The sequence below is a fragment of the Microbacterium sp. UNCCL10 genome, assembly GCF_000746195.1.
In the GTDB taxonomy this organism is placed as follows: Bacteria; Actinomycetota; Actinomycetes; order Actinomycetales; family Microbacteriaceae; genus Microbacterium; species Microbacterium saccharophilum.
In genome coordinates this window covers 255,663-271,185 of sequence record NZ_JQKT01000007.1, presented here as the reverse complement: position 1 = coordinate 271,185, position 15,523 = coordinate 255,663, and the positions used below count along the sequence as shown (strand labels likewise).

General features: G+C 71.8%; 12 protein-coding genes and 1 tRNA gene. 6 read left to right on the top strand and 7 right to left on the bottom strand.

Annotation, left to right across the window (positions count from 1 at the left end; translation table 11 throughout):
• Positions 1–21: 21 nt before the first annotated feature.
• The 3 genes from BR85_RS01510 to BR85_RS01500 are packed head-to-tail and all read left to right on the top strand — an operon-like array spanning position 22 to position 4,536.
• Positions 22–1,029 (top strand): AAA family ATPase, encoded by a 1,008-nt coding sequence (locus tag BR85_RS01510; RefSeq protein WP_051526217.1) that lies wholly within the window; start codon positions 22–24, stop codon positions 1,027–1,029.
• Positions 1,030–1,037: 8 nt separating this feature from the next.
• Complete coding sequence (locus BR85_RS01505; protein WP_231478543.1) at positions 1,038–2,282, top strand: DUF58 domain-containing protein; 1,245 nt, start codon at positions 1,038–1,040, stop codon at positions 2,280–2,282.
• Positions 2,269–4,536 (top strand): transglutaminase TgpA family protein, encoded by a 2,268-nt coding sequence (locus tag BR85_RS01500; RefSeq protein ID WP_028494923.1) that lies wholly within the window; start codon positions 2,269–2,271, stop codon positions 4,534–4,536. Before BR85_RS01505 ends, BR85_RS01500 begins: the two co-directional genes overlap by 14 nt.
• Before the next feature lie 488 nt (positions 4,537–5,024).
• Here the strand turns inward: BR85_RS01500 and BR85_RS01495 are convergent, their stop codons facing one another.
• From BR85_RS01495 to BR85_RS01485, 3 genes are all read right to left on the bottom strand, one after another.
• Complete coding sequence (locus tag BR85_RS01495; RefSeq protein WP_051526107.1) at positions 5,025–6,500, bottom strand: dicarboxylate/amino acid:cation symporter; 1,476 nt, start codon at positions 6,498–6,500, stop codon at positions 5,025–5,027.
• Positions 6,501–6,731: 231 nt separating this feature from the next.
• Positions 6,732–6,823: transfer RNA gene (locus BR85_RS01490), tRNA-Ser, on the bottom strand.
• A 113-nt stretch (positions 6,824–6,936) separates the two neighbouring features.
• Complete coding sequence (locus BR85_RS01485) at positions 6,937–8,388, bottom strand: HNH endonuclease signature motif containing protein (protein WP_028494922.1); 1,452 nt, start codon at positions 8,386–8,388, stop codon at positions 6,937–6,939.
• Positions 8,389–8,532: 144 nt separating this feature from the next.
• Between BR85_RS01485 and BR85_RS01480 the strand changes: the two genes are divergently transcribed.
• Positions 8,533–9,567, top strand: coding sequence for a lactonase family protein (locus BR85_RS01480; RefSeq protein ID WP_028494921.1), 1,035 nt, complete (start codon positions 8,533–8,535; stop codon positions 9,565–9,567).
• 55 nt (positions 9,568–9,622) lie between these two features.
• Here BR85_RS01480 and BR85_RS01475 read toward each other — a convergent pair whose 3' ends face one another.
• Positions 9,623–11,350 carry a cation:proton antiporter gene (locus BR85_RS01475; RefSeq protein WP_028494920.1) on the bottom strand — a complete coding sequence of 576 codons (1,728 nt, stop codon included), beginning with the start codon at positions 11,348–11,350 and terminating at the stop codon, positions 9,623–9,625.
• An 83-nt stretch (positions 11,351–11,433) separates the two neighbouring features.
• Between BR85_RS01475 and BR85_RS01470 the strand changes: the two genes are divergently transcribed.
• Together BR85_RS01470 and BR85_RS01465 are read left to right on the top strand one after the other, a co-directional pair.
• Positions 11,434–11,778, top strand: coding sequence for a DUF2834 domain-containing protein (locus tag BR85_RS01470; protein WP_036272114.1), 345 nt, complete (start codon positions 11,434–11,436; stop codon positions 11,776–11,778).
• A 19-nt stretch (positions 11,779–11,797) separates the two neighbouring features.
• Positions 11,798–12,820 carry a serine hydrolase domain-containing protein gene (locus tag BR85_RS01465; RefSeq protein WP_036272112.1) on the top strand — a complete coding sequence of 341 codons (1,023 nt, stop codon included), beginning with the start codon at positions 11,798–11,800 and terminating at the stop codon, positions 12,818–12,820.
• On the opposite strand, the gene BR85_RS01460 is transcribed toward BR85_RS01465, so the two are convergent.
• The 3 genes from BR85_RS01460 to BR85_RS01450 form a co-directional block, all read right to left on the bottom strand.
• Positions 12,810–13,517: an NUDIX hydrolase gene (locus tag BR85_RS01460; RefSeq protein ID WP_028494917.1), complete on the bottom strand. Its 708-nt coding sequence runs from the start codon at positions 13,515–13,517 to the stop codon at positions 12,810–12,812. The two genes, BR85_RS01465 and BR85_RS01460, sit on opposite strands and share 11 nt — an antisense overlap.
• 110 nt (positions 13,518–13,627) lie before the next feature.
• The gene (locus tag BR85_RS01455) at positions 13,628–15,043 is read right to left on the bottom strand and encodes an MFS transporter (RefSeq protein WP_081782634.1); all 1,416 of its coding nucleotides are present in this window, start codon (positions 15,041–15,043) and stop codon (positions 13,628–13,630) included.
• Between the two features lie 81 nt (positions 15,044–15,124).
• Positions 15,125–15,523, bottom strand: a complete 399-nt coding sequence (locus BR85_RS01450; RefSeq protein ID WP_028494916.1) for a hypothetical protein — start codon at positions 15,521–15,523, stop codon at positions 15,125–15,127.

Genomic DNA, 15,523 nt, shown 5'->3' with positions numbered 1-15,523 from the left:
ATGCCGGATGACAGCACGCCGATGATCACCGGTGTCCCGGACGTCGCGCCGCGCACGCGCACGATGACGGCGGAGGAGTTCGCCGAGACGACGGATGCGATCCTCGCCTCGGTCACGCGGGTGATCGACGGCAAGCCGGACGCCGTCCGCGCGGCGCTCGTGTGCATGCTGGCCGAGGGGCACCTGCTCATCGAGGACGTGCCCGGTGTCGGCAAGACGATGCTCGCCCGCGCGCTCGCGGCATCCGTCGAGGCGACCGTGCGCCGCATCCAGTTCACGCCCGACCTGCTTCCCGGAGATGTGACCGGCGTGAGCGTCTACAACCCCGTCGACCGGGAGTTCGAGTTCAAGCCGGGTGCGATCTTCGCCCACATCGTCATCGCCGACGAGATCAACCGCTCGTCTCCGAAGACGCAGTCCGCCCTCCTGGAGGCGATGGAGGAGGGCCAGGTCACGGTCGACGGCACCTCCCACCCGCTGCCGGAGCCGTTCCTCGTCGTCGCGACGCAGAATCCGCTCGAGATGGAGGGCACGTACGCCCTCCCCGAAGCGCAGCGCGACCGGTTCATGATGCGGATCTCGATGGGCTATCCGGATGCCGCGAACGAGGCCCTCATGCTGCGCCAGCGGGACACCGTGAACCCACTGGATGCCGTGACCCCGGTCATCGCCGCCGACCGTGTCCGGGAGCTCGTCGCATGGGCGCGGAACGTGCACGTCTCCCCCGCCATCGAGGAGTACGCGGTGGGCCTCGCCCGCGCGACGCGCCAGCATCCCGATCTTCGCCTGGGCGCGAGCCCGCGGGCGACGCTGCAGCTCGTGCGGGCCGCGAAGGTCTGGGCGGCCCTCGACCAGCGGGAGTTCGTCATCCCGGACGACGTCGCGGCGCTCCTGGAACCCGTCTTCGCGCATCGGATGATCGCGGCACGCGGATCGGGCGCCGCACGCGGGCGGTCGATGACCGACGCGGTGGCGTCGATCCTGCAGAGCATCGCCGGCTCCGTCCGGGTCCCGGTCGCGACGCGCTGAGGCCGATCGTGAGGGTGTGGCCGCTGACGCTCCGGGGAACGGGGGCGGTGCTGCTCGGCATCCTGTGCTTCATCCTGGCGTACGAGTTCACGATCACCGAGCTGCTGTACGTCAGCGCGCTGCTGCTGGCCGTCGTCGCCGCGAGCGTCGCGACCCTCTATCTCGTCCGGCGCACCGAGCGCGTCACGCGCGTCTTCATCCCCGACATCGCGACGGCGGGCCGGGAGAACATCGTGCGCGCGCGTGTGGAGATCCGCTCCCCCCTGCCGGCGGCGCAGGGCAGATGGGTCGACAGGCTGCCGGACGGGATCACGGGCACCGCGGCCGGGGCTTTCCCGGCGATGGCGTCGGCGATGGGCGCCGGGACGCACGCCATCGACCTCGAGTACGCCGTCGTGACGGAGCGGCGCGGCGTGCGCGCCATCGGGCCGCTGTCGGTCACGTCGACCGATCCGTTCGGCTTCGCCCGCCGCCGGCACACGATCGGCGACACGGTGCCGCTGACGATCGCTCCCGCCGTCATCGAGCTGGGCGCGCTCACCGACCTGCCCGGCGAAGCCGGCGGCAGCATGCACTCCACGACCGATCAGCTCGGGCAGGGCACCGACAACCTCATCCCCCGGCACTACACGCCGGGCGACTCGATGCGCCGCATCCACTGGCGCGCGACGGCGCACCGCGACGCGCTCATGGTGCGGCAGGAGGAGCAGGAGTCGACGCCGTCCGCCGTCGTCGTGTTCGACCGCAGCGTGCACCGCTGGACGCCCGAGGCCTTCCGCGCCCCCGGCACCGATCCGGGCTTCGAGATGGGCGTGACGGCGTGCGTCTCGGTGGTCGCGCGCCTCGCCCGCGAGGGCTACATCGTCACGGTCATGGACGTCGACGGCACGGATCTCGTGCCGCCCGTCGATGCCGGCGACGCGACCGGCGTGGACGAGCTGACCGTCGCCTTCGCGACCGTCACCGCCCGGCGCGACGTCGCGCTGGAGGAGCTCGTGCGCCTCTTCACCGGGACGCAGACCGGGCCGCTCGTGCTCGTCACGGGGCGCATCGACGACGCCGACACGGCGATCCTCGCCCCGCTCGCCCACCACAGCACACTGCCGATCCTGCTGACCGTCGCACCGCACGAGGACTCCCTCGCCCTGTCGGTGGATGCCGGCTGGCACGCCGCCGCGATCCCGCCCGACGCCGACCTGGCCGTCGCGTGGCTGGCGGCCCTCGACCGGGGATCGCGCCGTGTCGGCGTTTGAACGCACGCCCGCGCCGGCCACCCGCCCCCGCGGCGAGCGGCGTCTCACCCTCGCCCTCTACATCGCGCTCCTCGCCGCCCTGGCGCCGCTGCTGAGCGTCGTGGACCCCGGCGCCTGGACCTTCGCCGTCGCGACCCTGACGGCGGCGCTCCTCGCGATCGGCTTCGTGGCCCGGCGCCTGCGCGTGCCCGCCGTCGCGGTGACGCTGCTGGAGGCGGCGGTGGGGGCGGGCGCGGTGACGGTGATGTTCTTCGCCGACACGGCGCTGTTCGCCCTCCTCCCGACGCCCGAGTCGTTCGGCCAGATCCCGGTGCTGATCCAGTCGGCATCCAACGAGATCCTCCTCGGCGTCGCCCCGCTGGAGCCGACGCGGGCCGTGAGCTTCATCATCGTCGCGGCGATGGGGATCCTCACGATCGCCCTCGACCATGTCGTGCTGACGGCGCGGATGCCGCTGCTGGCGACCATCGCGCTCGTCACGGTATGGCTCATTCCGGCGATCGCCGTGCCGTCCGGGGTCAATGTCCTCGCGTTCGCGGTGCTGGCGGTCGCGGTCCTCGCTCTCATCCGCGCCGAGACCCGGACGCGGGAGACGGTCCCGCCGCGCGGCCGGGCCGACGGCGCCGGCGTCACGGCCGTCGCGGCGGCGATCGGCACGGTCGCCATCGTCGGCGCGATCGTCGCGGCGCCGTCGCTGCCGCCGCCCGTCGTCCGCGCGGGCGGCAACGGGCTCGCGGCGACCATCGACCCGACGCTGAATCTCGGCGACGACCTGCGCCAGCGCGGCGACGTGACGGCGCTCCGGGTGCGGACGAACGCGTCGTCCATCCCGTACCTGCGGGCGACGACCCTGTCCACCTTCACGGGCGCGCGGTGGGAGCCGGACCGTCTGCGGTCGGTGCCGCTGACCGAGTTCGCGTTCGACGACGTGGTCGCCGACGAGGACATCCGGGTCACCGAGTACCGCACCAACGTGACGATCGAGCAGTTGTCCTCGGCGTACCTTCCGGTCGCGTATCCCGCCGTCGGGGTCGACGGCACCGAGGGGCTGTGGCGGTTCGTGCCCTACAACCGGACGGTGCAGACGCCGCAGAGCAACACGCTCGGCCAGTCGTACGAGGTGGTCACGCACCTGCCGCGCCCGACGCTGGAGCAGATCCGCGGTGCGGAGGCGCGACTGGACGGAGGCAACGTCGACGTCGACGTCGTGCCGGAGGGGCTGCCGCCCATCATCGAGGCGCTCGCGCTCGAAGTGACGGCGGGCGCGACGAACGACTTCGACCGGCTGTCGGCCCTGCAGTCGTGGTTCCGCGGCCCGGACTTCACGTACTCGCTGCTCGCCCCCGTGCAGGACGGCTTCGACGGCGAGGGCGCCGACGCGATCGCACGCTTCCTGGAGGTGCGGGCGGGCTACTGCAGCCACTTCGCCGCGGCGTTCGCCCTCATGGCGCGGACCCTCGACATGCCCTCGCGCATCGTCGTCGGGTTCCTGCCCGGCACCCTCACGAACGACCGTGAGGAGAACCAGCGGGTCGCCGAGGTGAAGATGAGCCAGCTGCACGCCTGGCCGGAGGTGTTCTTCGAGGGGATCGGCTGGGTGCCGTTCGAGCCGACGAAGAGCCTGGGCGATGTGCCGCGCTTCCTGCCCGCGGCGATCGCGGGCGTCGACGACGACGGCGAGGATGTCGCGGGTCCGCGTCCGACCGCGACGCCGACGGCGACCCCGTCGGCGACACCGGTGAACCCGGACTTCGACGACGACGCGACGGCGGCGCCCGGGAGCGTGCAGCTGGTGGACCTGCGCCCCTACCTCGTGACGATCGGGATCATCCTGGTGCTCGGCGTGACGCCGACGACGCTTCGCGCCCTGCGACTGCGGATGCTGACGCGCCGCGCGCGGTCCGGCGACATCACGGCGGCGTGGCGGATCGTGCAGGACGTCGCGATCGACCTCGGCGCCCCCGTGCCGGCCTCCGAGTCGCCGCGCGCGTTCGGGATGCGGCTGATCGAGGCGCACGGTGCGCCCTCCGACGAGATGCGGCGGCTCGTGAACGCCGTCGAGCACGCCAGCTACGCGCGGGCCGGCGCGGCCGAGGCGGGCGCGCGGGCCGCGGAGGATGCCGAGAAGGTGCGCATCGGGATGCTGGATGCCGCGCCGGCGGAGTCGCGCGCGAAAGCCCGGGCGCTCCTGCTGCCGCGGTCGCTCATCATCCGCCCGGGTTCGGCGTTCGCCGACCGCATCGCCTCGGCGTAGCACGGCGGCTGCGTCCGCGAGCGGGTGCGGGGCCGCCCGACCCGCACTTCGACGCGAGTGAAGAACCGCGGGACGCTTCGCCCGCGCCACATGGCGAGTGCAAGGCCCGGCGACCCGCACTTCGACGCGGGCGAACAACCGCGGGACGCTTCGCCCGCGCCATATGGCGGGTGCAAGGCCCGGCGACCCACACTTCGACGCGAGTGAAGAACCGCGGGACGCTTCGCCCGCGCCAGATGGCGGGTGCAAGGCCCGGCGACCCGCACTTCGGCGCGGGCGAACAACCGCGGGACGCTTCGCCCGCGCCACATGACGGGTGCGGGGCCGCCCGACCCGCACTTCGGCGCGGGCGAACGGCGGCGCCCCGGCTCGCGCCCACGCCACCGCCACGCCGCCGCCGCGCCACCGCGCCACCGCGCCACCGCGACAAACGGCAGGGATGACGAAGCCCCGCCCGATCGTGACCGGGCGGGGCTTCGTGACGTACGTCAGATGCGGGCGGGTTCGCCCTGCGGGTTGGCGTCCGTGGCGGGCGCGGGCGCCGTCGCGGCGACCGGCGCCGCTGCGACGGCATCCGTCGTCTCGTCGTCGTCGCCGGAGTCGTCCGCGAACGGCTCACCGTCGCGCGGGGCGTTGTACAGGTCCTGGTTCAGGATGCCTTCGCGCTTGGCCACGATCGCCGGGACGAGCGCCTGCCCGGCGACGTTGACCGCGGTGCGGCCCATGTCGAGGATCGGGTCGATCGCGAGCAGCAGGCCGACGCCCTCCAGCGGCAGGCCCAGGGTGGACAGGGTCAGCGTCAGCATGACCGTCGCACCCGTGGTGCCGGCGGTCGCCGCCGACCCGACGACGGAGACGAGCGCGATGAGCAGGTACTGCACCAGCGAGAGCTCGATGCCGAAGAACTGCGCGACGAAGATCGCGGCGATGGCGGGGTAGATCGCGGCGCAGCCGTCCATCTTGGTCGTCGAGCCGAGGGGCACCGCGAACGAGGCGTACTCGCGGGGCACGCCGAGGTTCCGCTCGGTGACGCGCTGCGTGAGCGGCAGGGTGCCGATCGAGGACCGTGAGACGAACGCGAGCTGCACGGCCGGCCACACGCCGGAGAAGTACTGGCGGATGGAGAGGCCGTTGGCCTTCAGGAGCACGGGGTACACGACGAAGAGGACGAGTGCGAGCCCGAGGTAGATCGCGACGGCGAACCACAGCAGGGTCGTGAGCTTCTCCCAGCCGTAGGTGACGACGGCGGAGCCGATGAGGCCGAGCGTGCCGATCGGCGCGATGCGGATGATCCACCACAGCACCCGCTGGATGACCTTGAGGAACGATTCGGTGAACGCGACGAACGGCTCGGCGCGCGTGCCGAGCTTGAGCGCGGCGATGCCGACGGCGACCGCGATGACGATGACCTGCAGCACGTTGAAGCCGACCGTCGAGGTGATGGCGCCGGCCGGGTCGGTCGAGCTGGAGACGGTGAGGCCGAGGAAGTTCTGCGGGATGAGTCCCTTGAGGAAGTTCCACCACGTGCCGACGGTGTACGGGTCGCCGGTCGCGAGCTGCGACTGGTCGACGCGGTTGCCCGGCTGCACGGTGACGCCGAGGACGATGCCGATCGTCACCGCGATGAGCGCCGTGATGCCGAACCAGAGGAGAGTCTGGCCGGCGAGGCGGGCGGCGTTGGTGACCTTGCGGAGCTGGGTGATGCTCGCAACGATCGCGGTGAAGATGAGCGGGACGACCGCGACCTTCAGCAGCGTGACGTACGCGCTGCCGATGGTGGAGAGCGTCGCCGCGAGGCCGTTGGGGTTGCCTTCGGCGTCCGGCCCGAGTTGGCGGGCGAGCAGGCCCAGAGCGATGCCCGCGATGAGCGCGATCGTGATCTGGAACCCGAACGACCGGTAGAACGGCTTCTTCGGCTTGACGGTGCGCGCGCCGACGGGCGCGGTGGGGCGTGTGGAAGTCACGGGAGGGTCTCCTGGGGGATGGCGATCGCCGGATGGTTCGTGTGCGCCGCAGCGCGTGTGTCGACGGTAGACGCGGGGATGGATGCCGCGGGTCGATGTGACCTCGTGTGACAACGGCCCGCGGGGCGGGATTTGTTCCCACCGCCTCGAGATTCCTTCCGCGAGCCGGTGGGGAACCCGGGCGGAAACGCCGATGAGCGCCGCCCCTCGGTGGGGACGACGCTCATCTGGTGGCGGAAGTGACAGGATTTGAACCTGCGAGGCGAGTTACCCCGCCTACATGGATTCCAGCCATGCTCCTTAGGCCGCTCGGACACACTTCCAACGGACGATCCTACCAGAGCGGCACCGGCGCGCTTCTCGCCCGTCCCCTTCATGCTGCACGCCTCATGCCTCATGCCTCGCGCCTCCCGCCGCGCGCCTCACGCCGCGCGCCTCATGCCGCGCGCCAGCCACCGCGGTCCGGCGGCGGATCCCACGCCCAGCGCACCGGCGACTTCGAGCGGAGGGCGACGCTCTCCCCCGACCCGCCGGGCGGATGGAGAACAAACGGCCCGGTGCCGTCGCGGCTGATCTTCCAGCCCTGGTTGTGCAGCAGCAGGTGATGGAAGCGGCAGAGAAGAACGCCGCGGTCGATGTCGGTGCAGCCGTGGTCTTCCTCCCAGTGATCCGCGTGGTGCGCTTCGCAGTACGACGGCGGACGGTCGCACCCCGGCCAGCGGCATCCGCCGTCGCGGACGGCGAGCGCCACGCGCTGCTTCCCGGAGAAGAGTCGCTGCTCGCGTCCGACGTCGAGCGGGTTGCCGCAGCGGTCGACCGTCACGGTCACCGACCCGGTGTCGCACAGGGCGCGGTCGAGCACGGCGCCGGGAAGGGCCTCGCCGCCGTCTTCGAGGTTTCCGACGGCGAGCAAGCGCCCGAACGGATCGCGTGGGCCCACGGCATCCTTGACGACGACGAGCCGGACGCCTGGCTGCCGCGCACCGAACACATCCTCCGCGGAAGCAAGGGCGCCCGCGCGCAGGACGTCCATCATCAGGTCGTACGCGAGCTGCTCGTTCGTGCGCGGGTCGCGCACGAGCTCGTCCGCCTGGGCCCGCTCGAGGTCGGTCATGAAGCGCGGGCCGCCGCGGCGCGGCCGCAGGGCGGCATCCGTGATGGACTGCACCCACGCGAAGGTCTCGTCGTCGAAGTCGATGCGGGCGTGGTGGACGCCGTCGGCATCCGTCCACGTCCGGAAGGCGCGGCCCGCGAACCTCTGCGCGAAGCGCTCCCCGGCACCCACCGGGTCGAGGGCGTCGCGCACGGCGCGGGCGCGCTTCGCCAGCTCCTCGACGGGCATGCCGGGCGCCTCGCCCACGAGCTGCTGCGCGGCGATCGCCCAGACCTCCGCGGCGCCGTCGCACTCTGCGGGATCGCCGAGGCCGCGCCGGATCGCGTCATGCTGCGCCGCCGTCACCGCCCCGCCCAGCATCGCGTCGCGGAGTCCGGCGTGCCACACGAACGCCGGCACAGGCGGCTCCCCGCACGGATGGGCGGGCGCAGATGGCGGACCCTCCAGAAGCGCGGCACCCACTCGGACCGTGCGGCTCGCCTCGCCCCGGGATCCGCCCGTGATCTCCTGCACGAGCGTCACCGGCGAGCGATGCCCGAGCGTGCCCGCCAGTCCCCCATGCGGGGCGGCCGATCGCTCCGCGACCACCCCCGCGGCCGCGACTTTCAGCCGCTCTGCGCAGCCGATGAGCGCAGACGCCTCCTCGAGGAGCGCGACGACCGCGTCATCCGGCATCCTCCGCAGCACCGCCGGCAGCGACGCCGGCTCGACATCGAGAGCATCATGGGCGGCCACGGCCCGTGCTCTCGAGGCGACCTCGGCGAGGAATGTCATATCTGCATTCTGCTCCCACCCTCGGACATTTGTTCGAACGCGCGGACCATCCTGTGGACGACATTCCGCCGATCCTGCTCGTGGAGGAGGGGGCGTTCGCGAGCAGGCGCCACGCCGCCGACCCAGCCGAACTAGGCTCGACCCGTGACCTCCGAAACGCCCCTGGTCCTCGTGGCCAACGCCGGTGACGGCTCCATCAGCACGTTCCGCCTCGCCGACGGCGCGCTCGACCGTCTCGCCGTGACCGACGGGCTCCCGGGCACCTCGACGTTCGTCGTCGACGCCACGCGCGACCTCGTCTACGCCGCCGTCAAGGGCGACGTCCCCGGCATCCGGACCCTGGCCCTCGACCGAGAGTCGGGCCGCCTCACTCCGCGCAGCACGACCGACCTCCCCCGCGGCGGCATGAACTACCTCGCGCTCACCCGTGACGGGACCGCCCTGCTCGGCGCGTCGTACGGCGGCGGGTACGGCATCCTCGCCCCCATCGTCGACGGCGTCGTCGGCGAACCGGTCAGCACGATCGCCTACCCGCGCCTGCACTCCGTGCTCCCCAGCGCCGACGGACGCTTCGCGTACTTCGTCTCGCTCGGGGCCGACCTGGTCGCGCAGTACGCGATCAGCGACGACCTCACCCTCACCCCGCTCGACCCTCCGACCGTCGCATGCCCCGCCGGCAGCGGCCCGCGCCACCTCGTCCTGAACGACGCGCAGGATGCCGTCTACGTCCTCACCGAGTTCACCGCCGAGGTCCTGCACTTCGCGCGGAACACGGAGGACGGCACGCTGACCCCGCTCGACAAAGCCACCGCCTACGACACGACGAAGGGTCTCCGGCGCAGCGTCATCGATGAGGACCCGCTCGCGCACCACTACATCTGGGGCGCGGACCTCCACATCGGTGAGGGCGGGCGCCGGCTCTGGGCGTCCGAGCGCACCGAGAGCACGCTCGGGGCGGTCGGGGTCGCCGCGAGCGGGTCGGTTCTCGCCGCCGACCGTTTCACCGTCACCGAGACGCAGCCCCGCGGCTTCGCGGTGAGCCGCGACGGCGCGTACCTGGTCGCCGCGGGCGAGAAGTCGACGACCGTCTCCCTCTACCGCGCGGATGCCGACCGGCTCGAGCTCCTGCAGCAGGCCGAGACCGGCACGGGCGCGAACTGGGTCCGCTTCGTCGACTGAGGCCTCGCCCGAGGTGCGTCGCCCACCGTGCGTCGCCCGTCAGGGCCGGCCCGCGTCAGTGCCCTGCGCCGCCGGGACGCCGCTGCAACCGGGTCTCCTCCTGGTCGAGCATGACCTGGGCCTCCGCGAGGATGCGCGAGGGGTAGACGCCCGCGGCGCGAAGCTCGAGCATCTTCTCGCGCTCCGCGGCGACGATGGCGAGGCGCAGTTCGCGGTAGATGCGGTGCGGGGTCTCGCTGTCGGCCCCACCACGGCCGGCGCGTTCCCACGCCGCTTCCGTGTTGAGGAACGAGGCCTGCCGTGCACGCTCCACGACCTCGGGGTCGAGGGAGTCACCACGCGCGGAGATCTCCTCGTCGAGCGCATCCAGCCCCGCACCGCTGAGCGTCTCGAGCAGCTGGGCGAAGTCCTTGCGGTCCTCCCTCGCGTCGATGCCCTGCACGCCCAGCAGCTTGATGAGCCACGGCAGGGTGCCGCCCTGCAGCAGGATGCTGACGACCGCGACGGTGAACGCGATGAGGATGAGCTGCGGTCGGTACGGCGTCTCCTCCGGGAGGGACTGGGCGGCGGCGAGCGTCACCACGCCCCGCATCCCCGACCAGCCCAGCACGACGCCCCCGCGCCAGTCGATGTGCTCCTGCCGCTGCGTCTCGAGGTCCGCGCGTCGACGCGTGTAGTCCCGCTCCAGCCGGTTGCGCGCGAGCGCCTGACGCCGCGACTTCATCGGATGGCTCCGGAAGTAGTAGAGCGCCAGCAGCGAGCGGTAGGTCTGCTTCTCGGCGTGCCGCGCGCGGCGGCCGAGCGCGTAGACGAGCGGCCCGATCCACAGATACCGGATGACGACGAGCGCCACGGTCGCGAGCAGTCCGATCCCGATGGAGTCCCACACCCCGAGCACGGTCGGGTCGACGTCGCCGATGAGGGTGCGGATCTCCAGCCCGATGAGCAGGAAGACGCCGTTCTCCAGCAGGAACTGGATGGTGCGCCAGTTGATGCGATCGCTGATCCGCGACTGCGGCGAGAACTTCGCCGGTGCCGCGTGCCCCGTGTAGAGTCCGGCGACGACGACGGCGAGGACGCCGGAGGCGTGCAGCTGCTCGGCGGGCACGAAGGCGATGAAGGGCACGGCGATCGACAGGGCGGTGTCGAGCACGGGGTCGGACAGCTTCGACCGGACCCAGACGGTCACCCAGCCCGTGACCAGCCCGACGACGATCGCGACCGCGACGGCGTAGAAGAAGTCCGCCACGCCCGCCCAGGGCGAGGCGAGTCCGCCCGCCGCGGCCGCGACCGCGGAGCGGAGGAGGACCAGGGCGGTCGCGTCGTTGACGAGCCCCTCGCCTTCGAGCACGGTGAGCAGGCGGGGCGGCAGGCCGAGGCGCCGCCCGATGGAGGTCGCGGCGACGGCATCCGGCGGGCTGATGATGGCACCCAGCGCGACGGCGGCGGCGAAGTTGAGGTCGGGGAGCAGAAGGTACAGGAGCCCGCCCGTGGCGAAAGCGGTGACGATGACGAGCACGACGGAGAGGCTCGCGATCGGCGCGAGGTTCCGGCGGAAGTCGATGATCGGGACGCTGATGGCGGCCGCGTAGAGGATGGGCGGCAGGAGGCCGTCGAGGATGATCTCGTGCGGCACCTCGATCTCGGGCACACCCGGCAGATACGACAGGGCGACGCCGGCGACGACGAGGACGATGGGGGCGGCGACACCGAGCTTCTTGGAGAACGCGGCCACGCCGACGATGATGGCGACTGCCACCACCGCATACACCCCGAGTTCCATCGATGCAAGACTATCGGGCGGCGGTGTCAGGCCCCGCGGGCAGGCCTCGCCGCGACGGCATCCGATCGGGGACAATGCCCCTCATGAAGCCCCCGTGGACGCCGCTGTCGATCGCCTACCTCGTGCTCGCGCTCATCGGGCTGATCGGCACGTTCCTCTTGAATGTGTGGTCGGTCGTGCTGATGCGGAACTATCTCGGCGACCTGTTCACGTCAGGCCCCGCGGTTGGGTCGATCGGCGTCGACCTGCTCGTCGTCGCGATCGCAGGATGCATCCTCATCGTCGTGGAGGCGCGCCGGCTCGGGATGCGCCGCGCCTGGCTGTACATCGTCCTTTCCGGCGTGACCGCGTTCGCGTTCACGTTCCCGCTGTTCCTCGCGATGCGGGAACGCCGCCTCCATTCCGCCCCGGCCCGGTCTGCAGGATGATCGCCTCAGGAGGTACGCCATGCTGACGATCGATCCCGCCGCGCTCGAGCAGGCTGCGGCGAAGCGGGCGTTCACCGGGATCGTCACGGTGGATGCCGGAGACGAACGCACGCTGGCACGGGCCTTCGGATTCGCGCACCGCGCCTTCGCCGTTCCGAACACGCCCGACACGCGGTTCGCGATCGCGAGCGGCAGCAAGACGTTCACGGCGCTGGCCGTCATGCGGCTCGTCGAAGAGGGAGCGCTGCGGCTGGAACAGCGCGTCCGCGAGATCCTCGGCGCCGACCTGCCGCTCATCGACGACGCCGTGACGGTCGAGCATCTCCTCACCCACACGTCCGGGATCGGCGACTACCTCGACGAGGATGCTGACTGGGAGGCGTCCGACTACGTGCTGACCGCCCCGGTCCACACACTGACGACAGCCGAGGCGTTCCTGCCGCTTGTCGACGGGTTCCCGCAGTCCTTCCCGCCGGGCGACCGCTTCGCCTACTGCAACGGCGGGTACATCGTGCTCGCGATCATCCTCGAGCGCCTGACCGGCGAGACGTATCACGACGTCGTGCGGCGAAGCGTGTTCACTCCGGCCGTCCTCACGCAGACCGACTTCCTCCGCTCCGACGAGCTGCCGGGGACCGCGGCGCTCGGCTACCTCTTCGAAGACGGGGACCGCGTCAACACGCTGCACCTCCCGGTGCTCGGCAACGGCGACGGCGGCGCATACACGACCGCGGCCGACCTGCACCGCTTCTGGCGCGCCCTCTACCGCGGCCGCATCGTGTCGCCGGCGACCGTGGCGGCCATGACGACCCCGCGGCACGATGTGCCGGACGAGGGGATGCGGTACGGCATGGGGTTCTGGCTGCACCGCACCGCTCCCGCCGCCGTGCTGGAGGGATACGACGCCGGGGTGTCGTTCCGGTCGACGCACATCCCGGCATCCGACACGACGGTGAGCATCCTCGGCAACAGTTCGGAGGGCGCATGGCCTGTCATCGGCGTCGCAGCAGAGGCCGTCGACGCGTGGCTGGTCAGACGGTGACGGGCAGTTCGCGCGTCCCGTCCCACGGTTCCGTCCAGCCGAGGCGGTCGAACAGGCCGTCCAGCACGATCGCGGTGAACCCCCAGACGAGGTGGATGCCCGTGGCGTGCGGCACATGGAAGGCCGGTCCGCGGAACTCCTGACCTTCCCGCCGGATCACGGTGACACCGCGGTTCGCCGGGTCGAGGAGGTCGGCGACCGGGGCGCGGAAGACGGCAGCCGACTCCGCCTCGTCGACGACGCGGACGGGCGTCGGATGCCGCCACCAGGCGAGCACCGGGGTGACGAGGTGCTGCGAGAAGGCGAGCGGGAGCGTCTCGAGGGTGCCGAGCACGTCGACCCCGGCCGGGTCGAGGCCGGTCTCCTCCTCGGCCTCGCGCAGCGCGGCGGCGATGGGCTCTTCGCCGCCGTCGAGACGGCCGCCCGGGAAGGCGACCTGGCCGGGGTGCGAGCGCAGCGTCGCCGCCCGGGCGAGGAGCAGCACGTCGAGATCGCGCGAGACGGCGTCCGCCGCGTGGACGCTCCGCACGCCGTCGAGGACGCCGAACAGGATGAGCACGGCGGCGGCGCGGGGGGCGGTGGGGACCGGAGCTCCGCGCAGCGCCGAGAAGCCGCGCCCGGCGGAGCCCGCGGCGACGGCGGCGGTCAGCGCCTCCAGCTGCGCTCGGGCGCTGAGCGGAGCACGTTCGGCAGGCACCCGTTCAGGCTACGCCGGTTGTCGAGCGCGTATCCGTGCTGTTGAGCGCGTATTCGCTGCGTCGAGCGCGTATTCAGGGGGTTGAGTGCGCATCCACGTCGAATACGCAGTCAACCCGTTGAATACGCGCTCGATGTCAAGGGGCTGGGCTGCGCGCGGTGTTCGGGGTGAGGGTGCGGGGGAACGCGCATCTGCGCATGAGAGGAGCACGCCATGAGCACCGCCTTCCCCGACGCCCCCGGCGAGACGCCCGGCCCCGCCGGCCCACCGGATCCGGGACTGCCCGGCGCCCCGGAGGAGCCGCTGGCACCGTATCCGTCTGAGCCGCTCGCGCCGAACCCCACGGAGCCGTTCGCGCCGAACCCGGAGGAGCCGCTCACCGACCCGGACGGGCCGAACCGCTTCTGACCCGACGTCAGGTGGACGGGCGCGCCGGGTCCTCCGAGACCTGCGCGTCCCTCCTGCCGCCGGCCCGCACCGAGCGAGAACGTCGCGGCGAGGCCGACGAGAAGGAACCCCGCGGCGGTGAACGCCGAAGCGCGCGTGCCGTCCGAGAAGGCCGCCTCGGCGGCGTCGAATCCGAGCACGAACTGCAGCCACAGGGGCAGCGAGAGGATGATGCCGAACTCGCCGAGCGAGACCACGAGAGCGGCGACGTTGCCGTTGCGGAAGGACGGGATGCGGAAGAGAGAGAACTCCAGGAGCGTGCCCTTGCCCTGCTTCGCGCGCGCCAGTCCCCACCAGATGAAGCCGACGAGCGCGACGACGGCGATCGCGAACGCGAACGCGACGGGGATGGGCGACAGCTCGAACGGCCAGGTGAACGAGCCGATCGTGAAGTCCTGCTCGAGCGTCCACCAGCCATAGGTGCGGCCCTCGATGAGCCCGAAGACGAGCGAGCCGAACAGGAGGACGGACAGCACGGAGCCGACGATGTCGAGGCGGCCGCGGCGGGGCTCCTTCGACTCGGCGACCGTCAGCAGCACGCCGATGATGATGATGATGCCGAGCGGGACGTTGATGCCGAACGCCCAGCGCCACGAGAACGCCGTCGTCAGCCAGCCGCCGAGGAGCGGGCCGACCGCGGCCATGCCGCCGATGGTCGAGCCCCACACCGCGAACGCGATGCCCCGCTCCTTGCCGCGGAAGGTCGCGTTGATGAGCGAGAGGGTCGTCGGCAGGATCATCGCGCCGCCGACGCCCTGGACGAGGCGGGAGAGGATCAGGATGCCGCCGTCGGGTGCGAGCGCCGCGAACACCGACGAGGCCGCGAAGAGCACGACGCCGAGCAGCATGACGCGGCGGCGACCGAAGCGGTCGGCAAGGCTGCCGAAGAGCAGGAGGAGCGCGGCGAAGACGAGCGTGTAGGCCTCCTGGACCCACTGGACCTCGGTCGAGGTGATGCCGAGCTCGTCGACGATCGACGGCACCGCCACGTTCACGATCGTCGAGTCGACGATGATGAGCGACACGGCGATGCTGATGAAGACCAGCCCTATCCAGCGCTTCCGAGCGGCAGCTTCCACAATTTACCTCGCTTATCTAGTAATACAGTTAGCGAGATTACTCCTTCCAGCCTGAATCAGCACATCCGGCGCGGATGAGGATCAGCGGAAGAGGTCGTCGTACTCCGCGACCGGGACGATGCCGTCTGCGGCGGCGGCGAGGGCGGCATCCGCCGCGATGAGCGCATCGGCCTGCAGCGTCGCGACAGCGAGGTACTCGGCCTGTGCCGTGTCCTCCCACCCGAGCCGAGACGCGATCCTCCACGCCGTCGCCCGCGACACCCGGTCGCCGAGGAGCCGGATCTTCAAGGCCGCGATGCCCTCCAGCCGTGCGCGGCCCTCCTTCTCCGGGAGGGTGCCCCCGCGTACGGCCCGGTACAGGGCGGAAAGCGCATGGGATCGCAGCGCGGCCGGGCCGACCAGCGCGTGGGCCGGGCTCACCGCACGCCCCTCTTCCACGAGCCGCAGGGCCGTTCCGGAGTCGATCGCGTACCGGGTCAT